We start from the raw sequence: 18883 nt of genomic DNA, 5'->3' as shown, positions 1-18883 counted from the left end.
CCCAAGGCGCAGGACGTGCCGCTCCCCGAGTTCAACCCGGAGCCCGAGGGGCCATTCGGGGGCGAGTCGAGTAGTCCGTTCGGTGACCTGCTCTCCGACGAGTACGCGCGAGGGCCGTTCTGATGTCGGAGTTGGCACAGACCTACGTGTCCTTGTCGGAGTTGTCCCGTGAGCTGGCCCCTGCGGTGAACAAGCTCCGCGAGTTGGACGAGATCCGGGTGCACGCCGAAGCGGACTTCAAGTCGAAGTTCGCCCGGGCGTACCGGGAGGCCACCGGCAGCGTGGAGGACCGCAAGCAGCAGGCGTGGCTGGCAGCCGATGGGCTGTGGCGTACCTGGTCGCTGGCCGATTCGGCGGTGAAGATGCAGCAGGCGCACATCAAGGCGCTGCACACCCGTGTGGATGTGGGTCGGAGCATCTTCTCTGCTCAGCGGGCGGAGATGGCGTTCGTGTCTTCCACGGGGGGTGCGTGATGGTGCTGATCGCCGCTGTTGAGGGTGCCGCCCTGTTGGCCGCGCTGGGTGTGCTCGCGGTCGCCTACACCGGCCGGGGCCGGTCATGAAGCGTCTCGCCGGATGGTTCCGCCGGTCCCGCCCCCAGGGCGGGCCGGCGGGCCCCACCCCGACACCCACACCCGCACCCGCGCCGGGCACCACCGGCTGGCACATCCAGCAAGCCCACCAAGCAGTCACCCAAGCCCGCCTCGAGCACGGCCGCTACACGGCAGGTCGGCACGAGGACCTGTCTGAGGACGCCATCAGCTACGCCCACGAGGCGATCGCGCACCTGACCGCGTTCGCTGCGGGCGCGGAGGAGGAGGTGGCCCCGGTGGATGTGCAGGGCTTTCTCGACGACCTACTAGGAGGTGCGTGATGAGGCTGCGTGACCTGAGGCCGTCCGCCGCTGAGCGCAAGCGCCGTGCGGCGGTGATCGCTCGCCACGGCACGACCACTGTCCCCGCCACGGCCCCGGCCCCTGTGGAGCCGCTTCGTGAGCCTCCGGTGAAGGAGTCGTCCACGAAGCCGACGGTGTCCGCCACCCAGCCTCGCCTGGCTGTTCCGCCGATCAACGGGTGCTTCTTGTGCGACGCCCCCGAGGAGAGCCACGGCACGAGGTACGCGGCGTTGCAGGGCTACCACGAGTGGATCAAGCCAACGGATTCGCAGCGTGAGCAGCGGCGCCGCGCCCAACCCCCTGAAGGAGACCGCTCATGAGTGACCAGTACCCGCCCGACACCGCAGTGCCGATGCCCAACGACATCACCAAATCCACCCCCGCACAGGTCGCTTCCTGGTTCGCCGCTGAATGCGCGTACCAGCACGGCATCGCCGCCCACCACCTCACCAAGAGGTTCGACTACAAGGCCGCCGCTGAGGCGTTCAACGCATCCGGGGTGTCGTTCGCGATCGCGCACCTGGTCCGGGCGCTGATGGAGCACGCCCCGGACCACGTCGTCGAGGTCGTCAGGGACATGCAGGACACGTTCGTGCAGGGCGACGCCGTGGAGATGGCTTTCGAGTGGCTGTGCGCGGACGGTGTCGACGCTCAGGGGCTTCGTGAGGCCGGGGAGCGCAAGGCGAAGGAGGGCGACCGATGAGTGAGCACCTGGACCTCGATGCGATCCGGGCGCGGGCGGACTCCGCAGCGTTCATGGGCCGTGACCAGTCCGACGTGCGGGCGCTGCTCGACGAGGTGACCCGCCTCCGCCACGACGCGCGAGTACTGGAAGCCGACCGGGACGCCGCGCTCACCGAGCCCGCCCCGCGCGACACCGACCTGACCCGGACCCTCCGCGAGCAGATGAAGCGGTACGGCGCCCCCGCAGTCGCGCACGAGGTCGCGCGCCTGTGCCAGCAGCGCCTGTAGACCACCCACCCGGGCCCGCCCTGCGGGGGCGGGGCGGGCCCTTTACCCACAAGGACCTCAAATGGACGCCAGAAACACCGTGGTCTTGCCCATATTCGACACAACGGGCTCTGTTAATTCGTCAACGATTGTTGATTCCGATATCTATCCGGCTGTCTCAAAGTGGATGTGGGAGATCGACCGCGAGGGCTATGTGCGTCGCTTCATCCAGGTTGCATCTCGCCGCCACGAGATACGCCTTCATCGGCTCGTCATGGCCTGCTCACCAGGGGATGGCCTGATCGTCGATCACATCAACAGAAACACCTTAGACAACAGGCGAGCCAATCTCCGATTCGTCAACCCGACAGAGAGCAACCTGAACCGAGAAGCCAGAAGACCGAAACCTCGTTGGCGCAAGTCGAGGAACTGCTGGCAGGCAGACTTCCAGTTCAAATTTAAGTACTACTACGTCGGGTGCTACCGGACTTTCGAAGAGGCCCAAGAGGAGCTTGACAAAGCTCGACAGAAGGTTATGGGCCCGTTGGCTGGAACCCCCACCACCCCCAAGGAGCACACATGACCACCCAGACCACGAAACCCCGACGCAACCGACGATCCGCCAAAGCCGCCGGCGCCCGCTTCGAACGCGCCATCGCTGACTACCTCGCCACCCACGTCGACGACCGCATCGACCGCCGCGTCAAGACCGGCGCGAAGGACCGCGGTGACATCGCCGGACTCCGCCACATGGGCGAACGCCTGGTCGTGGAGTGCAAGGACGTCACCCGCTGGAGCCCCGGCACCTGGCTGGCCGAGGCGGAGATCGAGCGCGGCAACGACGACGCCCTCGCCGGACTCGTCGTCGCCAAGCGTCGCGGCGTTGGTGACCCCGGCCAGCAGGTCGTGATGCTCACCGTCGCCGACCTGGTGGCACTGCTGACTGGAGAGCGATCCGAAGGGAGCGACCAGTGACCACGAACCCCCGCCCCTGGTTGGCCGCACGCCGCGCCACCCAAGCCCCGGGCGCCCTCGACTGGCAGAAGGACGCACGCTGTGTGGGCGAACCCATCGCCACGTTCTTCCCCGAGGCGACCGACGACAAGGAAGCCGCTCTGGAGCGCGCCCGCGAACTCTGCTTCGACTGCCCCGTCGCGCGGGCTTGCCTCGACCACGCCCTGATGCGGCCCGAGAAGTACGGCACGTGGTCCGGACTCGACCAAGAAGAACGCGCCGCCGAACGCCGTCGCAGGCTCCGCAACAACACCCTGTGGAGGGCAGCCTGATGGCACTCACCCACGGATTCATCGCCACACGCAAACGCGGCTGCAACTGCCCCGACTGCCGACAAGCAGGCACCGAGTATGACCGCGAGTACTACCGCCGCAGGCGCCTCGGACTTCCCACCACCGACCTCGTCGACGCCGAACCAGTGCGACACCACGTCATCCGACTCATGGAACTCGGCTGGTCCTGGGACGGCCTCGCGAAGGTCACGGGCGTGGCGCACATCGACACCCTGCTCTACGGCCGACCGTCCGAGAACCAGCCCCCGCTGAAGCGCATCGGTGGACTGGCCTCGCGGCGGATCCTCGCGGTCCCGTTGGAGCTGGTTCCGACGTTGAAGCAGATCGACGCCGCTGGGTCGCGACGACGGTCTCAGGCCCTTCAAACGCTCGGCTACTCGGTGGCGTGGCAGGCGCAGCAGGCTCAGATGGCGCGGAGTTCGATTACCCGCCTGTTGAACGGTTCTTCAGAGCGGATTCTCGCCCGTCACGCTGTCGCGCTCCGGGACGTCTACGACGCGCACTGGAACGCGACCGCGCCGCTGACCAGGCATTCGAAAGCCGTGCGGACTCTCGCTCGGGAGAAGGGCTACCTGCCTCCGCTCGCCTGGGACGACGACCTCATCGACCTTCCGGAAGACGAACTCGCCGCCGAGGTGGCCCGACGCGCCGCCGACATGGACTCCGCCGAGTTGCACCGCTGCTACCGGGCCCGGTTGGAGGGTGACCGGTCGCCGGAGATCGTCGCTGGCGCTGACCGGTATTTGGAGTTGCGCCGCACGGGCCGCCGTAAGGGCAAGGCCGCCTGACCCCTGTTCTGCCCGCCGTGGCTGCCGGACATGCGAGCCCGGCCACGGCGGGCCCCAACCCCGAAGGAGGGGACATGGCCATCAACCCCACTCGCACACTCGCGTGCCTCGCACTCGCAGTCGCCGCCGGGATCCTCATGGGCGCCGCTGACCACGAAGCCATCACTGGCCTGAGCACGCACGTCCTGGGCTTCGCCGGGACCTGTCTGGTCTTCGTGGCCGGGTGGGTGTCCCGCACAGCCGTGACGGTCACCAAGGAGGACGACCGATGACCACTCAGCTCACGATCGGCGAAGCGCTCGCCCAAGAAGGCATGCAGCGCGCCACCGAAGCATCCGACCCCGACGCGATCACCCGCCTCGACCAGCTCATCGCCCACCACGCGGCGACGGGGGAGCCGTTCTCCGCGAACACCATCCGCGCACAGCTCCCCGAAGGGATCCGGCCTGGAGCGGTCGGCGCCCGATTCGGGTACGCCGCACGGCGTGGCCTCATCCGAGGTGTGGATTGGGTGTCGTCCACCGACCCGCGCACCCACCGCCACGTGATCCACGTGTGGCAGGGCACGGGGAGGGCGGCGTGATGGTCCTCCACACACCGGAACCCGACGCCGCCGACCAGGCTTACCCGTTCGACCCGACGACCGCGGACAAGGCAGCCGTGGACGCCAAGCGCGCGGAGGAGCGCAGGATCCGCGAGGACCAGCGTGATCGGACGTTGGCCGTGCTCGCGAGGTACTTCGACCCTGGGGACTGGCCTGCGGCACTCGTCGCGCGCGTGGACGTGGAGCCGGGGTGGTGAGGCACACCGAAAAGCCCGCACCGGTCAAGGTGCGGGCAGGGGGCGGCGAGGGCTATCGGCCTTCGCCTCGGGGCGCTTTGGGGGCCTCGCCGTGCACCCTGGCGTTCCTGAGCTTGGCGATGTACTCCCGCGACCAGTCCACGGACCGCGCGATGCGCGCGTTCTTCTCACCTGCATCGATGTGCTTCCCGATGGCCTCCATGAGCTTGTCGCGGGCGGCATCGTACTCGTCTCGTAGCTGCCGGAGTTCAGGGATCTCGTCTCGTGCCATGAGTGCCATGTTGTCACGACCTTCCTTGCGAACTTGATGCGGAACTAAGTTGACACTCCCATGCAGTGGGAGTAGCGTCAACTCTAGGCGGAACAAAGTTGACATACAACCACCGGGGGATGAATGACCAACCAGATCGACATCACAGGGGTCAGCCCGTTCGACGCAATCAAGGAGCTCGACTCTGACGGCATCGAACGCTGGTCAGCTCGCACGCTCCAGGTCCTCATGGGCTATGCCCGCTGGGGGAACCTCGCTACCGCCATCGAGCGCGCCAAGGCCACCGCCCGCAACCAGGGCATGGACGTCGACCACAACTTCCTGCGATCCCAGAAAGTTGCAGGTCAGACAGGTCCTGCACCCAAGGACTTCAAGCTGACCCGCACCGCCGCCTATCTCACCGCGATGAACGGTGACCCGAACAAGCCGGAGGTCGCTGCCGCACAGGCCTACTTTGCCATCACCACACAGGAAGCCGAAGCCGCGAAGAGCAAGTCACCGCTCGAACTCCTCCGCGACCAGGTCGACATCGCCATCGCCCACGAGAAGCGGCTCACTGCCGTGGAAGGGCGACAGGGCGCCACGGAGGCGCGCCTCGAAGCCATCGAAGGCAAGCACGACTGGTTCGTGGCCCTGGGCTACGCCAAGCTGCACGGTCACCGAACAGACCGGCAATACCTGGCAAAGGTCGGGGCCAAGGCCACGCGCCTGATGAAGGAGCGCGGCGAAGAGCCCATCAAGCGGCAGGACGCCACCTTCGGCACGGTCAACCTCTACCCCATCGATGTGCTCTCTCAGGCATTCGCTGAGACCCAGACGTAGCCCTACGCAAGGTGGGACGCCCACAGCCCAAGTGGGGGCGTCCCACACCACCAGCAAACCACAGGAGCACCGATGACCTTGAACAGCACCAACTACTGCATGTCCATCACCAGCGACCCCCACTGGCCCGGATACGGCCTCCTCGAAATCGACTGCCAGCTGCCCGAAGGCCACGCCGGGCACCACAGGTTCCAGCGCAGCGGACACTTCCCACCCGCGCCCATCATCACCTGGGACGACGAAGGCGGCACCTGGGTCGACGGAGAACTGGAATGACGAAGCCGCTGCACCACCAACGTCTGGCCGCCGCGATACGCGCCCTCGAAGCGAAGCGCCTCGACCAGCACATGGCCGCCACCGCCCGCCTGTGGGACGGCCAGCCCGACCACAGCCGCGACCTCGTCCACTCCTACCGCGGCTCCAGCTCCACCTACACGCACGCCATGCGACGCCTGAACGCCGCCACACTCCGAAAGGCCGCCTAATGAACCACCCCTGGACCACCGGACTCGACCGCGACCAGTGGACCGACAAGCACACCGGACTGCTGTGCCTCGCCGTCCGCGGCCCGCTCGGCGCCTGGTGCGGCTACGTCGCCGTCCCGACCGGCCACCCCTGGCACGGCCTCGCCTTCCACGACCTGCCCCGCATCGACGTGCACAAGGGCGTCAACTACGCCGCCGACGGCGACGAGGACATCACCTCGGGAGCCGGACAGCCCGACGGCCGCTGGTGGATCGGGTTCTCGTGCGACCACATCGGCGACCTCGTGCCCGCCAGTTACGAGCGGATGGGCGAACTCGCGCAGGTCATGTGCGAGGACACCTACCGCGACCTGGGCTACGTGCGCCGCGAGATCAACGCCCTCGCCGAAGCCGTCCGCGACGCCGCGGTGGAGGCCGCCCGATGAGCGTCCACACCCTGACCCGCGCCGGGCACCCCGACCACGTCCGCCACTGGGCCGGACACCTCACCACCGACGACACCCGGGCGCTCGCCCGCACCGGGCACACCCTCCACCCCGCCGGCCAGATGCCCGACCTGCCGCTGCCCGCTGCGGCCCGGACTCTGCTCGAGGCCGCCCACGAGGCCGGTTTGGGGTGGCAGCTCACCGTCGACGAGATCGAGGACTGCGTCGAGCTGCGGGTGTACGGCATCGCCACCCGCGCCGACAACCCCTACAGCGTGGCGCGCTTCGTGCCCTGGGAGTGGCAGAACGGGCGGCTCACCCCGAACGGGTGGGGGTACCGGGTGCCGGTCCGTGGCGGGCTCGAGCGGATCCGCGACCTGACACCCGCCACCACATGACGACGGGCCCCGAGTGAAGGAAGCACCCGGGGCCCGCACACCCACACAACCACAGCAAGGAGAAGCCCGTGAACGCCGAGAACCTCCCCACGTGGGACCAGATGAGCGAACGCGACCAGTCACGCGCCCTCCAGCACATCTGGAAGACCTACTGGGACGACCCCCACTACGCCCGCGAGCACTACCCCGCCCGATACGTAGACCACCCCGCGCTGACCGCCCTGGACTCCAAGGCGGCTTGCGACCACGCCAAGCAGATGACCGGCGGCCACGAGGCCGTGCAGGACCGTCTCGGCATGAAGGAGTGGGAGCGCCTCTACTACGTCGCCCTCGACTAACCCACCTCCAGCCCGACCGGACCCGCAGGGCAGCCGGGGACCCGCAGCAGGCGCGGGACGGGCACCAGAAGCAGCCACAACGAACACAAGGAGAGCACGCCATGGACACCTGCGGACGCGACACCTGCAACCAGCCCACCGCCCTCACCATCACCGGCTCCGACGTCTGGGGGCTCCCCATGGGACGCCTGCGCATGCACTGCTGCGCCGACCACGAACCCGACATGCTCCACACCCTGCGGGACGTGTTCGGGATCGGCCTGGACGACAACCGCATCACCGCCACCCGACACGAGACCGCACCCAAGGCCGCCCTGTGAGGCACGACGAAGAGCCGACCACAAGGGCCGGCTCAGGAGGGTGGGGGAGGTCAGGCGTCGGCTACGTGGAGTTCAAGTCCGCGTCCGACACCAGGCCCGCGGCGAACGCCTTCCCCCACGCCGCCTGCAACCGCCGCACCTGCTCCCGCGACAGTCCCAGCGCATCCGCCGCGTGGGCGCACCGAGCGTTCAACGCGTACCAGGGGAACCACCCCGTCCACCGTGATGCCGACGAGGTTCTCGAACTGGCCGTAGCCCATGTCATGGGCGTCACCGTCCCGCAGGCCCGCACCATCCGTGCCACCACCTGACCTCCCTCCCGACTCACCCCCACCGTCCAGACCGATTCCGAACACACGGGGGCATTGAATGCCACGCATCCGCACCATCAAGCCGGAGTACTGGAGCAGTCCCGGCATCGAGAACATCAGTCCGTGGTCCCGGCTGCTGTTCATCGCCATGTGGAACTGGGCCGACGACGCCGGTCGCGGCACCTGCCAGCTCAAGGAGTTGCAGGCGTTCGCGTTCCCCTACGACGAGGACGACACCGCGCCGGAAGTGGCCACCATGGCCGGTTTCAAGCAGACCCTCGCGCAGGTGCGGGAACAGTATGACGTCGTCTTCTACAAGGTTGGCGGACGCCCCTACTACGCCATCCCGTCGTGGCGTAAGCACCAGCGCAACGAGCGCACCGCCCAGTCGAAGCACCCTGCCCCCGAAGAGGGCGAGAAGTGGGACTTTCTGCCCTCTGACCAGCGGAGTAGCGGAACTTCCGACATGTTCCGACCCACCGTGACGGAAGGTGTTTCGGCGCCGTCGGAAGATGTGCCGGACCCTCGTTCGACTCTCGAGGATGAGGAGGCCCATGATTCGGGCGCCTCGGGAGTCATTCCGCTCTTCGGAGACCACAACACCTCCCCTGACCTTGGCAGTAGCGGAACTTCCGACAATGTCCGCCACGGTGCGGCGGAAGCTCCGCAAACTTCCGGCCCTGGAACAGGGGAACAGGGGAACAGGGGAACAGGGGAAACTACTTCGCGCTCCGCGCAAGTGAGTGACCCCGAACTCGACGCCAAGTTCGAGAAGTTCTACGCCACCTTTCCCCGCAAGAAGGACCCACGGAAGGCGCGAGCGGCCTACATCGCCGCCATCAAGCGCGGCGCCACCCCCGAGCAACTCCTCGCCGGTGCCGAACGCTACGCCGCCGAACGCGAAGGCCAGCCAGCCAGGTACACGAAGCACCCCACCTCCTGGCTGAACGCGGATGCATACCTGGACGAACCCGACGTGCCGCAGCAGGCAGCTGCCTCCGGCGGCTATCAGCCGTACCGCAACCCGACCGACCAGTCCGTCTACGACGAAGGGCTCCTGTGATGAACGAAGACGAACTCCAGACCATCGCGTCCCACCGCAACGCGTTCCCGCACATCACCCCGCTGATCACTGACTGGCGGGCACACGAGGACCAGGGCGGCGACGCCTTCCACGCCGTCAAGGAGACCGCGGCGATCCTCACGGCCACGGACCAGCTCATCCCCCTCAGGTACAAGCACGCCGACGCCACCGACCCGAAGGTGATCGCCTGGGTCGATGAGGTCGTCACGAACGCCGAACGCGCCCGAGTGTCGGGGGGGGCCAAGGGCGGCCCCGGGCCGTCGCTGCTTCTGCTCGGCCCCACTGGAACGGGAAAGACTCACCAGGGGTACGGGGCGCTGCGTCGCCTGTCGGTCATCGGGGTGAACACAGCCGCGGCCGCCGCTCCGATCGCGGACATCTACGCGAAGATGCGCCCCCGGCCCGGCGTGGATTCCGAGACGGTGTTCGAGTCCTACGCGCAGGCGCCGCTGCTGTTCGTTGACGACCTGGGGGCGGCCAAGGAATCGGAGTGGGTGGAAGAGGTCACCACCCGGTTGGTGAACTACCGGTACGACCGGTCGATGCCGACGATCTTCACGTCGAATGTGCCCCCAAAGCAGTTGGGGGAGAAGATCGGCGAGCGGGTGGCGTCCCGCCTGACGGAACTGTGCCGGGTGGTTGTGCTCAAGGGCACGGACCGTCGTCTTGCCGGGCGTGCGGCGTGAGCCCCCGACGCCGGGGCGAGCCCGGCATCCCCGCGGACGTGAAGCTGATGCGTGAGCTCGCGGTCCGTGCCATGCGCCACGGGGTGGAGATCGACGTCACCACGAACGCCGACCGGCGCCGCGCCGTCCTGGCCCACCTCGACCTGGCCGAACGCCTGTGTGAGGAGCCGTTGGGGTTCGAGCGGCCCGACCAGTGGACCGGGTTCATCCCCCCGGCGATGTGGAACCAGCAGCCGAACACCAGCCCGCGCCGCAAGGCGCTGGTGGAGATCTACGACGAAGCCCTCGCCCGCGGTAGGGCGTCGGCCCGCGAGGAGGCGGCGTGAACGACTGGAAGGCCCAAGCCGGGTGCCGAAACCTTGACCCCGCCCTGTTCCGCACCTCGGATGACCGTAAGAAGCAGACCCGTGCTTTGGCGGTGTGCTCTCACTGCCCTGTGGCAGGGCCGTGTTTGGAAGAGGCGTTGTCGGACCCCACTGGGGCTCCCGGGCGGATCGCGGGTGGGACCACCCCGGGCCAGCGAGCCCACATTGGTGCTGTGCGAGGTCGTGCCCGCGACCGGTTGACCAAGCCCCGTGTGGCTGCCGCCTACCGGGATCTGTGGGAGGGCCACACGGCCGCGTCTGCAGACCCCGCGCGCAAGTCCGCTGCCCGCCACCTGATGCAGGACCAGCACGCGGTGCGCTCTTTGGGGGAGTCGCGGGTGGTGGAGGAGACCGTTCGGTGTGCGGGCCCGGTGTTGCGGTTCGCTGTTGCTGAGGGCGACCGGGACGCGGTGGGTCAGATCCTGCGGGGCCTGTCTGTGGAGCATCAGTCCGCTCTGCTCGTGGAGTTCGCTGGCGCGTTGGGAGTTGTCGACATGGCCGGAACGGGGTGGCAGCAGTGACCCCCGAACCTCTGATCGACCGCTGGTGCCGGGACGTGATCCGCGACGCGGACGGCACGACCACCGTGTGCTGCATGGGCAACGACGGTCGTCCGGTCGCCCTGGTGCTCACCCCCGAGTTGGCGGACGCGCTGGGTGGGGTGCTGGTCGACCCCGCAACCGAGGAGGACACTGAATGAGCGCCCCCCATGGGACCCGTGCCCGCTACGTCACCGGATGCGGCTGCGCCCCCTGCAAAGCCGCGAACCGCACCTACGAGAACCACCGCAACCGTCAAGCCCTCTACGGCCGCCCCACCACCGACCTGGTGGACGCCGAGCCTGTCCGTGAGCACGTGCGCGCCCTCATCGCGGCCGGGATGGGCACCCGGACCATCGCCGCCGCGGCGGGCACCACCCGCCAACACGTCACCGCACTCCTGAACGGCCGCCCCCACCGCGGGACACCGCCCACCCGCCGCATGGACCCCGCACGAGCGGCAGCGCTCCTCGCGGTCACGGCCGCGCCGCGCCTGGTGTGCTCGGACGGGTCACGGCGCCGTATCGACGCGCTCGGCGCGATCGGGTGGACACGCACCCGACTCGCGGCCCGGCTCGGGACGACGGTGCAGAACCTGTCCTGGTCGCTCAGGCGCCCCCAGGTGACCGCAGACACGGCCGAGAAGATCCGGGTCCTGTACGAGGAACTGTGGAACCAACCGCCGACCGCGTCCAGCCGTTTCGAGCAGGCAGGGATCACTAGGGCGCTCGCGCGGGCGGAGCAGTTGGGGCATCCGCCGCCCGTGGGTTGGGATGACGACTTGATCGACCTGCCGGAGGCGGAGCTGAAAGCGGAGATCGATCGCCGTGTCGCAGGGATGGACGAGGACGAGCTGCGTAGGTCTCGCACTGCCCGCTATTCCCACGGTGAACGATCGCACGTGATCGTGGCTGCGGCTGCGGCGTGGGGACGTCGCGCCAGGGATCGCGAGTCTGCATGACGACGCCCCGCCAGCTGGTACCTGGCGGGGCGCGTCCCCAGCATCGCACACGCCTAAACGGCCACCAAATCAACGCTGACAGCCGAACAGGGTTTGTCGGCACCACGGACCACACTCAACAATCTGGAGCGCTCAGCGCGCACCACAGCCCCAGGAGAGGACATGGCCGACACCGACCTCCTACACCGCGCAGCCACCCTTGCCCGCGATACCGCGAACGCCACCCACGCCGAAGCCCCCTGGGAACGCCGCCGCGAAGCCCCCAAATCCGACAACGACGAAGCCACCTGGTGGGTGGCAACCACAAACGTGGGCGCCACCGTCGCGATATGCGGCGAGGATCACACCACCGCCCCACACGACGCCGCCCACATCGCCTTGTGGCACCCCGGCGTCGCGCTGGCGGTCGCCGACTGGCTCGACTCCTGGGACGGCGTTGACCTTGACCCGCACGGGCCGCTGCCCACCGACTACGAACACGCCCTCAACATTGCCCGCGCCCTGCTCGGGGAGGCGTGATGGACGCCCCCACATGGACCGTCCGCCCATCCACCCACCGCAGCCTCGCCCGGCTCGCGCGATGGCAGTGGTCCTGTACCACACAGGTGCCACGCGGCGCCGAGCACGTTCGAACCCACCACCCGAAGGAGGCGTGATGTTCCATCCGTTCATCATCTACGGGATCCTCTGCGACTCCTGCCACAAGGTGTTCAACGACCCCGGCACGACCGGGTTCATTCCCATCGTCGAGCCCAAACTCAGCGACGTCCTCCGAGATCTCCTGCATGAGCAGGGATGGCGAGCGGTGGGCAACGTGGCCTTGTGCCCCGACCACATCGACGATGCCCCGCCCATAGCCACTTCGCAGTCTGACAAGCGACTCCAGGAGGACAACCGCAGGCTGAGGGCAGAGAACCGGCGGCTGTGGGAGCAGCTCGCACAACAGGTTGACAAGGAGAACTGATGGCCCTGCCCAGCATCACGCACATCTACCGGCTCGCTTCCGACCCCGAGGTCAAGTTCCTCGACGACGGCAAGCCCATGGTCCGGCTCCGGCTGGCCGCGAACGCCAACCGCAAGAACGAGAACGGCCAGTGGGAGAAGACCGACGAACTCTTCATCACCACCACCGCGTTCGGCGGCCAGGCTCAGGCCATCGCCGACGCCAACCTGTCCGTCGGCCAGGAGGTCATCGTGACCGGGCGGCTGCGCACCCGCTCGTGGGAGCAAGACGGGCAGAAGCGGTCCGTGATCGAGATGAAGCTGGACGCGATCGGCCCGAAGATCACCCCGCCCCGACAAGGCGGCGGGTTCTCAGCCCCGGGTGCCCCGTCGGGTGGCTACCAGCCCGCACAGCCGGGCGGGTTCGGTCAGGCCCCCGCCAACGACCCGTGGGGCGGGCAGGGCGGAAACGGCACCTCTGAGCCTCCGTTCTGAGATGGCTGTCCAGTCCGGCCGTGACGAGCTGGGGAAGGTGTGGGCCGCCATGTGCGACCAATGCTCGGCGTACTTCCTTCCCCGGCTCACCTGCCGCGTCGAACGCGACCTACGCCTGCTGGCGCGCCGCGACGGCTGGCAGCTCCCCACCAGCGCCAAGAACCGGGCACGCGGCAAACCCGACCTGTGCCCCACTTGCAAGAACCGGAAGGAACCACGATGACCAACCCGCGCCGATTCCGACTCATCCGTACCACCGACCCCACCGGAGTCACCGGCACCGGACACGTCGCTGACGGCATCCAATGGCCCGACGGCACCGCCACCGTCCGATGGCGCTCCGCCCGGCCCTCCACCGTCAACTGGGACCGCATCGAAGACGCCGAAACCATCCACGGATACGGCGGCGCTACCCGCATCGAATGGACCGACCCCGACCCGGCCACCATCGACAGGGCTGCTCTGGTCGTGCCCGACTCGCCGAAGATGCTCCACGAGACCCTGTGCTTCGCACAGAGCGCGATCGGCCTGCACCCGGACCAGAACCGTGCCCTGGAGCACATCGCGCGACTCGGGCGGCTGATCAACGAATGCGAACGCCACCGTCCCCTGGGGTCGAACGGCAAGCACGGCGACCTACACACGGACACGTGCGGATGCGAGGAGGAAGCCCGATGAACGCCCCATGGCGTACAGGCCGCAGCTTGGGCCGCACTCTGTACGTCCGCAAGCACACCACCGGCCCCAGCAAAGACGACCATTTCGTAGGGCTGATGGACACGCCAGAGCTCGCCGGGCAGGTCGTGGACGCGGTCAACGCCATCGCGCGCATCTGTGAGGTCGAGCGCGAACTGCGTAGCTCCATCGACCCCACCGACCACTACGCCGCCCGACGGATCCGCGAAGCGATCGGAGACACCGATGGCTGACCACACCTGCACCACCGAACCAAGCGGCTACACCCACGGCATGGACACCTGCCCCGGCTGCAACGCCGCCGATCCTCCTCGAAACCCACCCCATCCTCCTAACCGAGGAGGAACCGAGGACGTGTCGAGGAGGAGCACCCTCCACGCCCGACTCACCGACGCCCTCCACACGGTGCTCGTCGACCTCCACAAACCCGACATCGGCCACTCGCTCACCGGGGACGTGGCGTGCCTGCGAGACGACGCGAAACGGCTCGCTGACGCCGCCATGGGAACCGTCGCCAAACTCCAAACCGACCTCGACGCCGCCACCCACTTCCTCGTCGGCCCCTACCGGGTCGCCTACGCCCGCCACCGGAGGCAGTGGGAGGTGTGGCCCGACCCGACGTTCATCAGCCTCACCCGCATCGATCCGCCCGAGGCGTTCGACGATCGCGACGAGGCGCTGGCCTACGCCCGTGTCCGCGCCCGCTGCCCGGCCGCCGACACCGAGCTCAAAACCGACAGGAGCACGAAGTGAGCATGACCGCCGACCAGATCGAATCCCTCTACAACGGCCGCATCCGCGAGCTCGACTACGCGGGCCACACCCTGACCCGGGCAGACGTGGACGACGCATGGCTAGACATGGCGATCGGCCCCGGCGACACCGACGAGGACGGGTGCCCTGCCGAGCACATGTGGCAACAGCTCGCCGAAGCCATGACCCACTGGCACGGCCCCGAGGGAGCCGACAAGTGACCGCCCGCGAGTTCGCCACCGTGCACTTCGGCGAGCCCGAACCCGAGTGGTGTCCCCGCTGCGCCAAGGACACCGTCAACCGGACCCCCATCTACGCGCTCGCGTCCTCTGGACCGCGCCGCATCGGCGAGTACGCCATCTGCGACGAATGCGGGCACTCGCCCCACACCAACCGCTGACACACGAAAGCGGGGCGCCCGCCGACGCCCCGCTTGTCCCAGCCCACCCACGATCCCAGAAGGTGTCTGACGGACACCAGCATAGCCAAAAGGAATGGACACCATTCCCAGCATCTATCATTGCTGGTATGAGCCCCACAGAAACAGGGCACGCCACCCGGTGCGCCCCCCTCGTGGACACACTGCACACCATCCGCCTCCCCCGCCTACACCACGACGCCCACTACCTCCACCGCCTCGTGGAGGCCGCCACCCCAGACGGCATCCGTACCCTGTGGGCCTGCCCAGCGCCCCGCACCCTCGTGGTCCGCGCCCCACACCTGGACGAGACAGCCCTACCTACAGGGGCCCACCTATCCACCACCACCCGACCCATCCCCGACGACGATGCCCGTGTGGAATGGGCGCTGATCGCTAACCCCATCCACAACACCCCCACACACCAAGGAACCCGAGGCACCCGCACCCCCCTGCGCGCCCCCGACGTCCCAGCCTGGGCCGTCCGCAAACTCGCCCCCGCCCTAGCCGACACCACCGTCACCGCCTGCGAACGCCTCCCCGCCCTAGCCGGACACCATCCGCGTACCGGCCGCACCATCACCCACACCCGCTACGCCACCACAGGCACCGCCACCACCCGCGACCAGACCCTGCTCGCCCACCTGATCGCCGCCGGGATCGGCCCCGGCAAAGCCTTCGGCTGCGGACTCCTCACCGTCGGAGCACGCTGATGGGCACCGCGAAGCGCTGCCCCGGATGCTCCCGGCCCGTCGCCGCCACCGAACACTGGTGCGGCCCCTGCCACCTGCGCCTACCCGAACAGCTCCGCCGAGCAGTCGAAGACGCCGAACGCGCCCTGCGCGCCCGCGTCGCCGACGCCCACGTGTGGCTCGACACCCACCCCCACGCGACCGACCGCGAACTCGACGTCATCGGACTCGCCTCCCAGGGGCTGGAGAACACCGAGATCGCCGACCAGCTCCACGTGTCCGTGCACACCGTCCGCGACTGCTGGCGCAACCTCTCCAAACGGTGGGGCTGCTCGGGGCGCGCCCACATCATCGCGACCGCGTTCCGTCTCGGCTACCTCAGCGTGCAGGACGGCCCCGAGCGGAAGAAGGCCACCGCATGAGCTACCCGAAAACCGACAGATGGTTCTACGACCGGCACCGCATCCCTGTGGGCCAGGCAGACCCGCTCACCAAACGCTCCTCAGCCGGGTGCAACATCATTCTCGGGTACCAGGTCGATCGCTTCGTGGTGACGGCGGACGAGTACGGGCATGTCTTCCGGGCCAAGACCCCCGTGCTGTGCGGGCGCCTGCCCACGGATCGTTACGCAGACGGCCCTAAGTGCGCCGAGCATGCACCCGATCTCGAACTCCCCAACCCCACCTGGCGTCTGGACCGGTACTCGTTCAGGAGAACCGGGTGGGCACGCGGGTTCTATTACGACAAGTCGGCATGGGACCACGCCTGTGAACGCGACCCCGGGTACCTGCCGGTGAAGATCCGTCCTCGACTCTGGGTCAGCGCAAACGTCGATAGAGGGGTAGCTCACGTAGCCACCGGGCGCGGGATCCGCGTGATTTCACGGCGAGGCCCGAGCCAGGAAATCATCATGGAACCCTATTGCCAGATCAGTCACCGGTCTTCGCGTCCTATCCGATCACTGGAGGAAGCACCCGGGTTTGGCCTGTGCAAGCAGTGCCTGGGCAAGGGGGGCGAAGAAGTCACTCTCCACATGGAAATCACGGTGACTCTATGAGGTACGCGACCGCGCCGGTCATGATCTGGCACCTGGCCGGACAACCCCACCGGCCCACCCTCGCCGTGACCGACACCCCCGGCGTGTGCGCGATGTGCGCCCGCCAGTGCGAGCGGACCGCCCCCGCCAAGAAGTGGCTCGAAGGCAAGTCCTTCACCGACCCCAAGCACCTGCGCGCCACGTCGGACCGGGTGTGCGAAGCGTGCGCCTGGTGCTGCACCGGCAAGGGCATGGACCAGATCCGCATGTGGACCCTCCTCGCCCGCGAAGACAAGACGCTGCCCGCCAGCAACCCGAAGGCCGTGTTCGCTGCCGACCACCTGCACTTCACCAGTAGGGCGGACATGCGCGCCGTGGTGGACACACTCGCCGACCCGCCACCAGGGGAGTGGGCCGTGTGTATCGCCGAGTCCGGGCAGAAGCACACCCTGCCCTACGCCCGCATCAACCGCGGGGCCGGGCGGTGGCGCGTGCGCATGGACGCCCTGGATATCGACGCCACCCCGCAGGACTTCCAGCAAGTGTTCGCCCATGTCGTCGCCCTGCGCGCCGCAGGGCACTCCGCGGACGCTATCGAGCACCTGGCCCCGTCCTTCACGGCGCTCAAGACCGCCGCGGACATCGCGGCCTGGCGCCACCATGCCCGCCAACTGGAGCCGTGGCGCTCATCGCCGCTGCTGCACCTGGCCGTCTTCCTGCCCAACAAGGAGCACCTGGATGAGTACCGCACCCGCTACCCCGCACCCGGACCTGATCGGCCTGGCGATCCGCTTCCAGTCGGCGCTGCTGGACAGCGCGGACGTGGAGGCGATCGGACGGGCCCACTGGTGGGACCGGGCGAAGACCGCGCTGGAGACGGGGGCGTCCTCGGGGACCGTCTTTTCTGAGGTCGTCTCCACCGCCGCCCGCAAACTCCAGATCACCACGAGCTTCTCCGCGCGCACCGCCGAGGAGATCGCCAAACTCACCACCGAACTCGCCGACCCCAACACCTTTGCCGCCTGGCGGGAACTCTGCCAGTCCGACGCCGTGTACCTGACCGCCCTGACCAGGGTCGAGCGCAACACCAGGAAGAAGGCCGCCACATGACCACCACCGCCCCCGAATTCACCAGCCTCGCCGCCCGCGACGACGTCCACCTTCCCCTCACGCTGACTGCGCTGTCCGCCATCTCGCACGGCGCCGGCACCTCCGGCAACACCCAGCTGCTGCGGACCCGCGATGTGATCGCCCCCGACGGGCGCCGTGCCGCCGTCCCCTACGTCTCCGGCAACTCGCTGCGGCACACTCTACGGGCGGCACTGGCCTGGCACCTGGTGCGCACCCTCGACGTGCCCGACCGGTCGCTCGCCAAGCGCACCGTCGACCTCCTCTGGTCCGGTGGCGCACTGTCCACCACCGGATCCCAAGCCGACCTCGACCTCAATCGGCGCGTCCACCAGCTCCTGCCCGGCCTCGGACTCCTCGGCTACTCCGCGAAATCCGACATCACCGCCGGAACCCTCTGGGTCGACGACGTCGAACTCGTCTGCGCCGAGAACGCGAACCGGCTGCCCGCCCGACTGGCCGACCACCCGCACGCGGCCCTGCCCAACGGGGCGCTGCGCACCGAGACGTTCGGCACCCGCCACGACACCGTCACCACCGCCGCCGACCGGTTCATCGCATTGGCCGAAGACACCCTCGACAGCACCATCGACACCGTCCAGATGATCTACGACATGCAGGTCATCAAACCCGGCGCGACCCTCTACACCGGCCTGCACCTAGCCACCCCCACTGAAGGGCACGTCGCCGCGTTCTACACCGCCCTCGACGAAGCCGCCCCCAAGACCGACCGCCGCCGCCTCCTCAACCTCGGCGGGAAACGCTCCACCGGGTACGGGCAATGCGCCGTCGACACCCCTACCGAAGTAGAGACCACCATCTCGGTGCGCCGCGACGCCTACGAGGCCCACCTGGTCGACAACCGGACTGAGGTCCTCGAACTCCTGGACGAGGTCACCCGCTGATGGACACGATCACCGCACCGCCCGGCGACACCACCGCCGACCCGCGGCACCAGTCCGTGAAGATCACCGCGC

At 68.3% G+C, this 18883-nt stretch carries 42 protein-coding genes and 1 pseudogene; 42 read left to right on the top strand and 1 reads right to left on the bottom strand.

Annotated features, from left to right (window positions below):
• The first annotated feature begins 122 nt into the window (after positions 1-122).
• The 12 genes from D471_RS0131260 to D471_RS0131205 all read left to right on the top strand — a co-directional run bounded on the left by D471_RS0131260 (position 123) and on the right by D471_RS0131205 (position 4741).
• Entirely contained in the window at positions 123-473 is a 351-nt protein-coding gene (locus tag D471_RS0131260; protein ID WP_017602253.1) for a hypothetical protein, read from the top strand.
• 85 nt (positions 474-558) lie between these two features.
• On the top strand, positions 559-873 hold the full coding sequence (locus D471_RS0131250) for a hypothetical protein (RefSeq protein WP_017602251.1): 315 nt from the start codon (positions 559-561) through the stop codon (positions 871-873).
• Positions 873-1214, top strand: a complete 342-nt coding sequence (locus D471_RS0131245) for a hypothetical protein (protein WP_017602250.1) — start codon at positions 873-875, stop codon at positions 1212-1214. The genes D471_RS0131250 and D471_RS0131245 overlap by 1 nt, the downstream gene beginning before the upstream one ends.
• Positions 1211-1597 (top strand): hypothetical protein, encoded by a 387-nt coding sequence (locus D471_RS0131240; RefSeq protein WP_017602249.1) that lies wholly within the window; start codon positions 1211-1213, stop codon positions 1595-1597. The genes D471_RS0131245 and D471_RS0131240 overlap by 4 nt, the downstream gene beginning before the upstream one ends.
• Complete coding sequence (locus tag D471_RS0131235; protein WP_017602248.1) at positions 1594-1866, top strand: hypothetical protein; 273 nt, start codon at positions 1594-1596, stop codon at positions 1864-1866. The genes D471_RS0131240 and D471_RS0131235 overlap by 4 nt, the downstream gene beginning before the upstream one ends.
• Before the next feature lie 61 nt (positions 1867-1927).
• Positions 1928-2428: an HNH endonuclease gene (locus D471_RS39870; protein ID WP_152486521.1), complete on the top strand. Its 501-nt coding sequence runs from the start codon at positions 1928-1930 to the stop codon at positions 2426-2428.
• A complete protein-coding gene (locus D471_RS0131230) occupies positions 2425-2820 on the top strand; it encodes a putative PDDEXK endonuclease (RefSeq protein WP_017602247.1) in 396 nt (131 codons plus the stop codon). The genes D471_RS39870 and D471_RS0131230 overlap by 4 nt, the downstream gene beginning before the upstream one ends.
• A complete protein-coding gene (locus D471_RS0131225; protein WP_017602246.1) occupies positions 2817-3131 on the top strand; it encodes a WhiB family transcriptional regulator in 315 nt (104 codons plus the stop codon). Before D471_RS0131230 ends, D471_RS0131225 begins: the two co-directional genes overlap by 4 nt.
• The gene (locus tag D471_RS0131220; RefSeq protein ID WP_152486520.1) at positions 3131-3940 is read left to right on the top strand and encodes a hypothetical protein; all 810 of its coding nucleotides are present in this window, start codon (positions 3131-3133) and stop codon (positions 3938-3940) included. Before D471_RS0131225 ends, D471_RS0131220 begins: the two co-directional genes overlap by 1 nt.
• Before the next feature lie 74 nt (positions 3941-4014).
• Positions 4015-4212 (top strand): hypothetical protein, encoded by a 198-nt coding sequence (locus tag D471_RS0131215; RefSeq protein ID WP_017602244.1) that lies wholly within the window; start codon positions 4015-4017, stop codon positions 4210-4212.
• On the top strand, positions 4209-4523 hold the full coding sequence (locus D471_RS0131210; RefSeq protein ID WP_017602243.1) for a hypothetical protein: 315 nt from the start codon (positions 4209-4211) through the stop codon (positions 4521-4523). The genes D471_RS0131215 and D471_RS0131210 overlap by 4 nt, the downstream gene beginning before the upstream one ends.
• Positions 4520-4741: a hypothetical protein gene (locus D471_RS0131205; protein WP_017602242.1), complete on the top strand. Its 222-nt coding sequence runs from the start codon at positions 4520-4522 to the stop codon at positions 4739-4741. The genes D471_RS0131210 and D471_RS0131205 overlap by 4 nt, the downstream gene beginning before the upstream one ends.
• A gap of 52 nt (positions 4742-4793) precedes the next feature.
• Here the strand turns inward: D471_RS0131205 and D471_RS0131200 are convergent, their stop codons facing one another.
• Entirely contained in the window at positions 4794-5021 is a 228-nt protein-coding gene (locus tag D471_RS0131200; protein WP_017602241.1) for a hypothetical protein, read from the bottom strand.
• A 114-nt stretch (positions 5022-5135) separates the two neighbouring features.
• Here D471_RS0131200 and D471_RS37235 point away from each other — a divergent pair, with 114 nt between their 5' ends.
• From D471_RS37235 to D471_RS0131055, 30 genes and pseudogenes are all read left to right on the top strand, one after another.
• Complete coding sequence (locus D471_RS37235) at positions 5136-5834, top strand: hypothetical protein (protein WP_017602240.1); 699 nt, start codon at positions 5136-5138, stop codon at positions 5832-5834.
• Positions 5835-5906: 72 nt separating this feature from the next.
• Positions 5907-6110: a hypothetical protein gene (locus D471_RS0131190; protein ID WP_017602239.1), complete on the top strand. Its 204-nt coding sequence runs from the start codon at positions 5907-5909 to the stop codon at positions 6108-6110.
• Positions 6107-6319: a hypothetical protein gene (locus D471_RS39240; protein ID WP_017602238.1), complete on the top strand. Its 213-nt coding sequence runs from the start codon at positions 6107-6109 to the stop codon at positions 6317-6319. Before D471_RS0131190 ends, D471_RS39240 begins: the two co-directional genes overlap by 4 nt.
• Positions 6319-6744, top strand: coding sequence for a hypothetical protein (locus D471_RS0131180; RefSeq protein WP_017602237.1), 426 nt, complete (start codon positions 6319-6321; stop codon positions 6742-6744). The genes D471_RS39240 and D471_RS0131180 overlap by 1 nt, the downstream gene beginning before the upstream one ends.
• The gene (locus D471_RS0131175; protein WP_017602236.1) at positions 6741-7142 is read left to right on the top strand and encodes a hypothetical protein; all 402 of its coding nucleotides are present in this window, start codon (positions 6741-6743) and stop codon (positions 7140-7142) included. Before D471_RS0131180 ends, D471_RS0131175 begins: the two co-directional genes overlap by 4 nt.
• A gap of 68 nt (positions 7143-7210) precedes the next feature.
• Positions 7211-7480 (top strand): hypothetical protein, encoded by a 270-nt coding sequence (locus tag D471_RS0131170; RefSeq protein ID WP_017602235.1) that lies wholly within the window; start codon positions 7211-7213, stop codon positions 7478-7480.
• 101 nt (positions 7481-7581) lie between these two features.
• Positions 7582-7800 carry a hypothetical protein gene (locus tag D471_RS0131165; RefSeq protein WP_017602234.1) on the top strand — a complete coding sequence of 73 codons (219 nt, stop codon included), beginning with the start codon at positions 7582-7584 and terminating at the stop codon, positions 7798-7800.
• Positions 7801-7865: 65 nt separating this feature from the next.
• Positions 7866-8111: a hypothetical protein gene (locus D471_RS0131160; RefSeq protein ID WP_017602233.1), complete on the top strand. Its 246-nt coding sequence runs from the start codon at positions 7866-7868 to the stop codon at positions 8109-8111.
• A 58-nt stretch (positions 8112-8169) separates the two neighbouring features.
• Positions 8170-9174 (top strand): hypothetical protein, encoded by a 1005-nt coding sequence (locus tag D471_RS0131155; RefSeq protein WP_017602232.1) that lies wholly within the window; start codon positions 8170-8172, stop codon positions 9172-9174.
• Entirely contained in the window at positions 9174-9881 is a 708-nt protein-coding gene (locus D471_RS0131150; RefSeq protein WP_017602231.1) for an ATP-binding protein, read from the top strand. The genes D471_RS0131155 and D471_RS0131150 overlap by 1 nt, the downstream gene beginning before the upstream one ends.
• Positions 9878-10207, top strand: coding sequence for a hypothetical protein (locus tag D471_RS0131145; protein ID WP_017602230.1), 330 nt, complete (start codon positions 9878-9880; stop codon positions 10205-10207). Before D471_RS0131150 ends, D471_RS0131145 begins: the two co-directional genes overlap by 4 nt.
• Positions 10204-10398, top strand: a pseudogene (locus D471_RS42710) (WhiB family transcriptional regulator); the annotation flags it as partial. The gene D471_RS0131145 and the pseudogene D471_RS42710, both read left to right, overlap by 4 nt.
• A gap of 21 nt (positions 10399-10419) precedes the next feature.
• Positions 10420-10767: a hypothetical protein gene (locus tag D471_RS42230; protein ID WP_241479758.1), complete on the top strand. Its 348-nt coding sequence runs from the start codon at positions 10420-10422 to the stop codon at positions 10765-10767.
• Positions 10764-10946 carry a hypothetical protein gene (locus D471_RS0131135; protein ID WP_017602228.1) on the top strand — a complete coding sequence of 61 codons (183 nt, stop codon included), beginning with the start codon at positions 10764-10766 and terminating at the stop codon, positions 10944-10946. The genes D471_RS42230 and D471_RS0131135 overlap by 4 nt, the downstream gene beginning before the upstream one ends.
• Positions 10943-11746, top strand: a complete 804-nt coding sequence (locus tag D471_RS37230; RefSeq protein ID WP_017602227.1) for a hypothetical protein — start codon at positions 10943-10945, stop codon at positions 11744-11746. Before D471_RS0131135 ends, D471_RS37230 begins: the two co-directional genes overlap by 4 nt.
• Before the next feature lie 162 nt (positions 11747-11908).
• Positions 11909-12265, top strand: coding sequence for a hypothetical protein (locus tag D471_RS40580; protein ID WP_017602226.1), 357 nt, complete (start codon positions 11909-11911; stop codon positions 12263-12265).
• Between the two features lie 136 nt (positions 12266-12401).
• Entirely contained in the window at positions 12402-12710 is a 309-nt protein-coding gene (locus D471_RS0131120) for a hypothetical protein (protein ID WP_017602225.1), read from the top strand.
• Positions 12710-13183, top strand: a complete 474-nt coding sequence (locus tag D471_RS37225) for a single-stranded DNA-binding protein (RefSeq protein ID WP_017602224.1) — start codon at positions 12710-12712, stop codon at positions 13181-13183. The genes D471_RS0131120 and D471_RS37225 overlap by 1 nt, the downstream gene beginning before the upstream one ends.
• Before the next feature lies 1 nt (position 13184).
• Positions 13185-13406: a hypothetical protein gene (locus D471_RS0131110; protein WP_017602223.1), complete on the top strand. Its 222-nt coding sequence runs from the start codon at positions 13185-13187 to the stop codon at positions 13404-13406.
• A complete protein-coding gene (locus tag D471_RS41465) occupies positions 13403-13861 on the top strand; it encodes a hypothetical protein (protein ID WP_206538991.1) in 459 nt (152 codons plus the stop codon). Before D471_RS0131110 ends, D471_RS41465 begins: the two co-directional genes overlap by 4 nt.
• The gene (locus D471_RS0131100; RefSeq protein ID WP_152486519.1) at positions 13858-14112 is read left to right on the top strand and encodes a hypothetical protein; all 255 of its coding nucleotides are present in this window, start codon (positions 13858-13860) and stop codon (positions 14110-14112) included. Before D471_RS41465 ends, D471_RS0131100 begins: the two co-directional genes overlap by 4 nt.
• On the top strand, positions 14105-14632 hold the full coding sequence (locus tag D471_RS0131095; protein ID WP_152486518.1) for a hypothetical protein: 528 nt from the start codon (positions 14105-14107) through the stop codon (positions 14630-14632). Before D471_RS0131100 ends, D471_RS0131095 begins: the two co-directional genes overlap by 8 nt.
• A 2-nt stretch (positions 14633-14634) precedes the next feature.
• Complete coding sequence (locus D471_RS0131090; protein ID WP_152486517.1) at positions 14635-14853, top strand: hypothetical protein; 219 nt, start codon at positions 14635-14637, stop codon at positions 14851-14853.
• Positions 14850-15032: a hypothetical protein gene (locus D471_RS0131085; RefSeq protein ID WP_017602219.1), complete on the top strand. Its 183-nt coding sequence runs from the start codon at positions 14850-14852 to the stop codon at positions 15030-15032. The genes D471_RS0131090 and D471_RS0131085 overlap by 4 nt, the downstream gene beginning before the upstream one ends.
• Before the next feature lie 128 nt (positions 15033-15160).
• On the top strand, positions 15161-15763 hold the full coding sequence (locus D471_RS38010; protein WP_161630135.1) for a type I-E CRISPR-associated protein Cas6/Cse3/CasE: 603 nt from the start codon (positions 15161-15163) through the stop codon (positions 15761-15763).
• A complete protein-coding gene (locus tag D471_RS0131075; protein WP_017602217.1) occupies positions 15763-16164 on the top strand; it encodes a LuxR C-terminal-related transcriptional regulator in 402 nt (133 codons plus the stop codon). The genes D471_RS38010 and D471_RS0131075 overlap by 1 nt, the downstream gene beginning before the upstream one ends.
• Positions 16161-16799 (top strand): hypothetical protein, encoded by a 639-nt coding sequence (locus tag D471_RS39860; RefSeq protein ID WP_152486516.1) that lies wholly within the window; start codon positions 16161-16163, stop codon positions 16797-16799. Before D471_RS0131075 ends, D471_RS39860 begins: the two co-directional genes overlap by 4 nt.
• On the top strand, positions 16796-17686 hold the full coding sequence (locus D471_RS0131065; RefSeq protein ID WP_017602216.1) for a hypothetical protein: 891 nt from the start codon (positions 16796-16798) through the stop codon (positions 17684-17686). Before D471_RS39860 ends, D471_RS0131065 begins: the two co-directional genes overlap by 4 nt.
• Entirely contained in the window at positions 17601-17888 is a 288-nt protein-coding gene (locus tag D471_RS40575) for a hypothetical protein (protein ID WP_017602215.1), read from the top strand. Before D471_RS0131065 ends, D471_RS40575 begins: the two co-directional genes overlap by 86 nt.
• Positions 17885-18811 (top strand): hypothetical protein, encoded by a 927-nt coding sequence (locus tag D471_RS0131055; RefSeq protein WP_017602214.1) that lies wholly within the window; start codon positions 17885-17887, stop codon positions 18809-18811. Before D471_RS40575 ends, D471_RS0131055 begins: the two co-directional genes overlap by 4 nt.
• Positions 18812-18883: the final 72 nt, after the last annotated feature.

Origin of the sequence: Nocardiopsis lucentensis DSM 44048 (genome assembly GCF_000341125.1) — a bacterium.
Taxonomy (GTDB): Bacteria; Actinomycetota; Actinomycetes; order Streptosporangiales; family Streptosporangiaceae; genus Nocardiopsis; species Nocardiopsis lucentensis.
This window is presented reverse-complemented; position numbering and strand designations above follow the sequence as displayed.

Bases quoted from the DNA above. Each gene is read 5' to 3' on its own strand.
- D471_RS0131245 (WP_017602250.1), top strand. From the start codon at position 873: ATGAGGCTGCGTGACCTGAGGCCGTCCGCCGCTGAGCGCAAGCGCCGT.
- D471_RS0131075 (WP_017602217.1), top strand. From the start codon at position 15,763: ATGGGCACCGCGAAGCGCTGCCCCGGATGCTCCCGGCCCGTCGCCGCC.
- D471_RS40580 (WP_017602226.1), top strand. From the start codon at position 11,909: ATGGCCGACACCGACCTCCTACACCGCGCAGCCACCCTTGCCCGCGAT.
- D471_RS0131150 (WP_017602231.1), top strand. From the start codon at position 9,174: ATGAACGAAGACGAACTCCAGACCATCGCGTCCCACCGCAACGCGTTC.
- D471_RS0131250 (WP_017602251.1), top strand. From the start codon at position 559: ATGAAGCGTCTCGCCGGATGGTTCCGCCGGTCCCGCCCCCAGGGCGGG.
- D471_RS0131230 (WP_017602247.1), top strand. From the start codon at position 2,425: ATGACCACCCAGACCACGAAACCCCGACGCAACCGACGATCCGCCAAA.
- D471_RS0131165 (WP_017602234.1), top strand. From the start codon at position 7,582: ATGGACACCTGCGGACGCGACACCTGCAACCAGCCCACCGCCCTCACC.
- D471_RS0131095 (WP_152486518.1), top strand. From the start codon at position 14,105: ATGGCTGACCACACCTGCACCACCGAACCAAGCGGCTACACCCACGGC.
- D471_RS39240 (WP_017602238.1), top strand. From the start codon at position 6,107: ATGACGAAGCCGCTGCACCACCAACGTCTGGCCGCCGCGATACGCGCC.
- D471_RS0131055 (WP_017602214.1), top strand. From the start codon at position 17,885: ATGACCACCACCGCCCCCGAATTCACCAGCCTCGCCGCCCGCGACGAC.
- D471_RS0131065 (WP_017602216.1), top strand. From the start codon at position 16,796: ATGAGGTACGCGACCGCGCCGGTCATGATCTGGCACCTGGCCGGACAA.
- D471_RS41465 (WP_206538991.1), top strand. From the start codon at position 13,403: ATGACCAACCCGCGCCGATTCCGACTCATCCGTACCACCGACCCCACC.
- D471_RS0131210 (WP_017602243.1), top strand. From the start codon at position 4,209: ATGACCACTCAGCTCACGATCGGCGAAGCGCTCGCCCAAGAAGGCATG.
- D471_RS37230 (WP_017602227.1), top strand. From the start codon at position 10,943: ATGAGCGCCCCCCATGGGACCCGTGCCCGCTACGTCACCGGATGCGGC.
- D471_RS37235 (WP_017602240.1), top strand. From the start codon at position 5,136: ATGACCAACCAGATCGACATCACAGGGGTCAGCCCGTTCGACGCAATC.
- D471_RS0131220 (WP_152486520.1), top strand. From the start codon at position 3,131: ATGGCACTCACCCACGGATTCATCGCCACACGCAAACGCGGCTGCAAC.
- D471_RS0131090 (WP_152486517.1), top strand. From the start codon at position 14,635: ATGACCGCCGACCAGATCGAATCCCTCTACAACGGCCGCATCCGCGAG.
- D471_RS0131200 (WP_017602241.1), bottom strand. From the start codon at position 5,021: ATGGCACTCATGGCACGAGACGAGATCCCTGAACTCCGGCAGCTACGA.
- D471_RS0131215 (WP_017602244.1), top strand. From the start codon at position 4,015: ATGGCCATCAACCCCACTCGCACACTCGCGTGCCTCGCACTCGCAGTC.
- D471_RS0131100 (WP_152486519.1), top strand. From the start codon at position 13,858: ATGAACGCCCCATGGCGTACAGGCCGCAGCTTGGGCCGCACTCTGTAC.
- D471_RS0131235 (WP_017602248.1), top strand. From the start codon at position 1,594: ATGAGTGAGCACCTGGACCTCGATGCGATCCGGGCGCGGGCGGACTCC.
- D471_RS38010 (WP_161630135.1), top strand. From the start codon at position 15,161: ATGAGCCCCACAGAAACAGGGCACGCCACCCGGTGCGCCCCCCTCGTG.
- D471_RS0131190 (WP_017602239.1), top strand. From the start codon at position 5,907: ATGACCTTGAACAGCACCAACTACTGCATGTCCATCACCAGCGACCCC.
- D471_RS37225 (WP_017602224.1), top strand. From the start codon at position 12,710: ATGGCCCTGCCCAGCATCACGCACATCTACCGGCTCGCTTCCGACCCC.
- D471_RS39860 (WP_152486516.1), top strand. From the start codon at position 16,161: ATGAGCTACCCGAAAACCGACAGATGGTTCTACGACCGGCACCGCATC.
- D471_RS39870 (WP_152486521.1), top strand. From the start codon at position 1,928: ATGGACGCCAGAAACACCGTGGTCTTGCCCATATTCGACACAACGGGC.
- D471_RS0131180 (WP_017602237.1), top strand. From the start codon at position 6,319: ATGAACCACCCCTGGACCACCGGACTCGACCGCGACCAGTGGACCGAC.
- D471_RS0131240 (WP_017602249.1), top strand. From the start codon at position 1,211: ATGAGTGACCAGTACCCGCCCGACACCGCAGTGCCGATGCCCAACGAC.
- D471_RS0131260 (WP_017602253.1), top strand. From the start codon at position 123: ATGTCGGAGTTGGCACAGACCTACGTGTCCTTGTCGGAGTTGTCCCGT.
- D471_RS0131175 (WP_017602236.1), top strand. From the start codon at position 6,741: ATGAGCGTCCACACCCTGACCCGCGCCGGGCACCCCGACCACGTCCGC.
- D471_RS0131155 (WP_017602232.1), top strand. From the start codon at position 8,170: ATGCCACGCATCCGCACCATCAAGCCGGAGTACTGGAGCAGTCCCGGC.
- D471_RS0131110 (WP_017602223.1), top strand. From the start codon at position 13,185: ATGGCTGTCCAGTCCGGCCGTGACGAGCTGGGGAAGGTGTGGGCCGCC.
- D471_RS0131120 (WP_017602225.1), top strand. From the start codon at position 12,402: ATGTTCCATCCGTTCATCATCTACGGGATCCTCTGCGACTCCTGCCAC.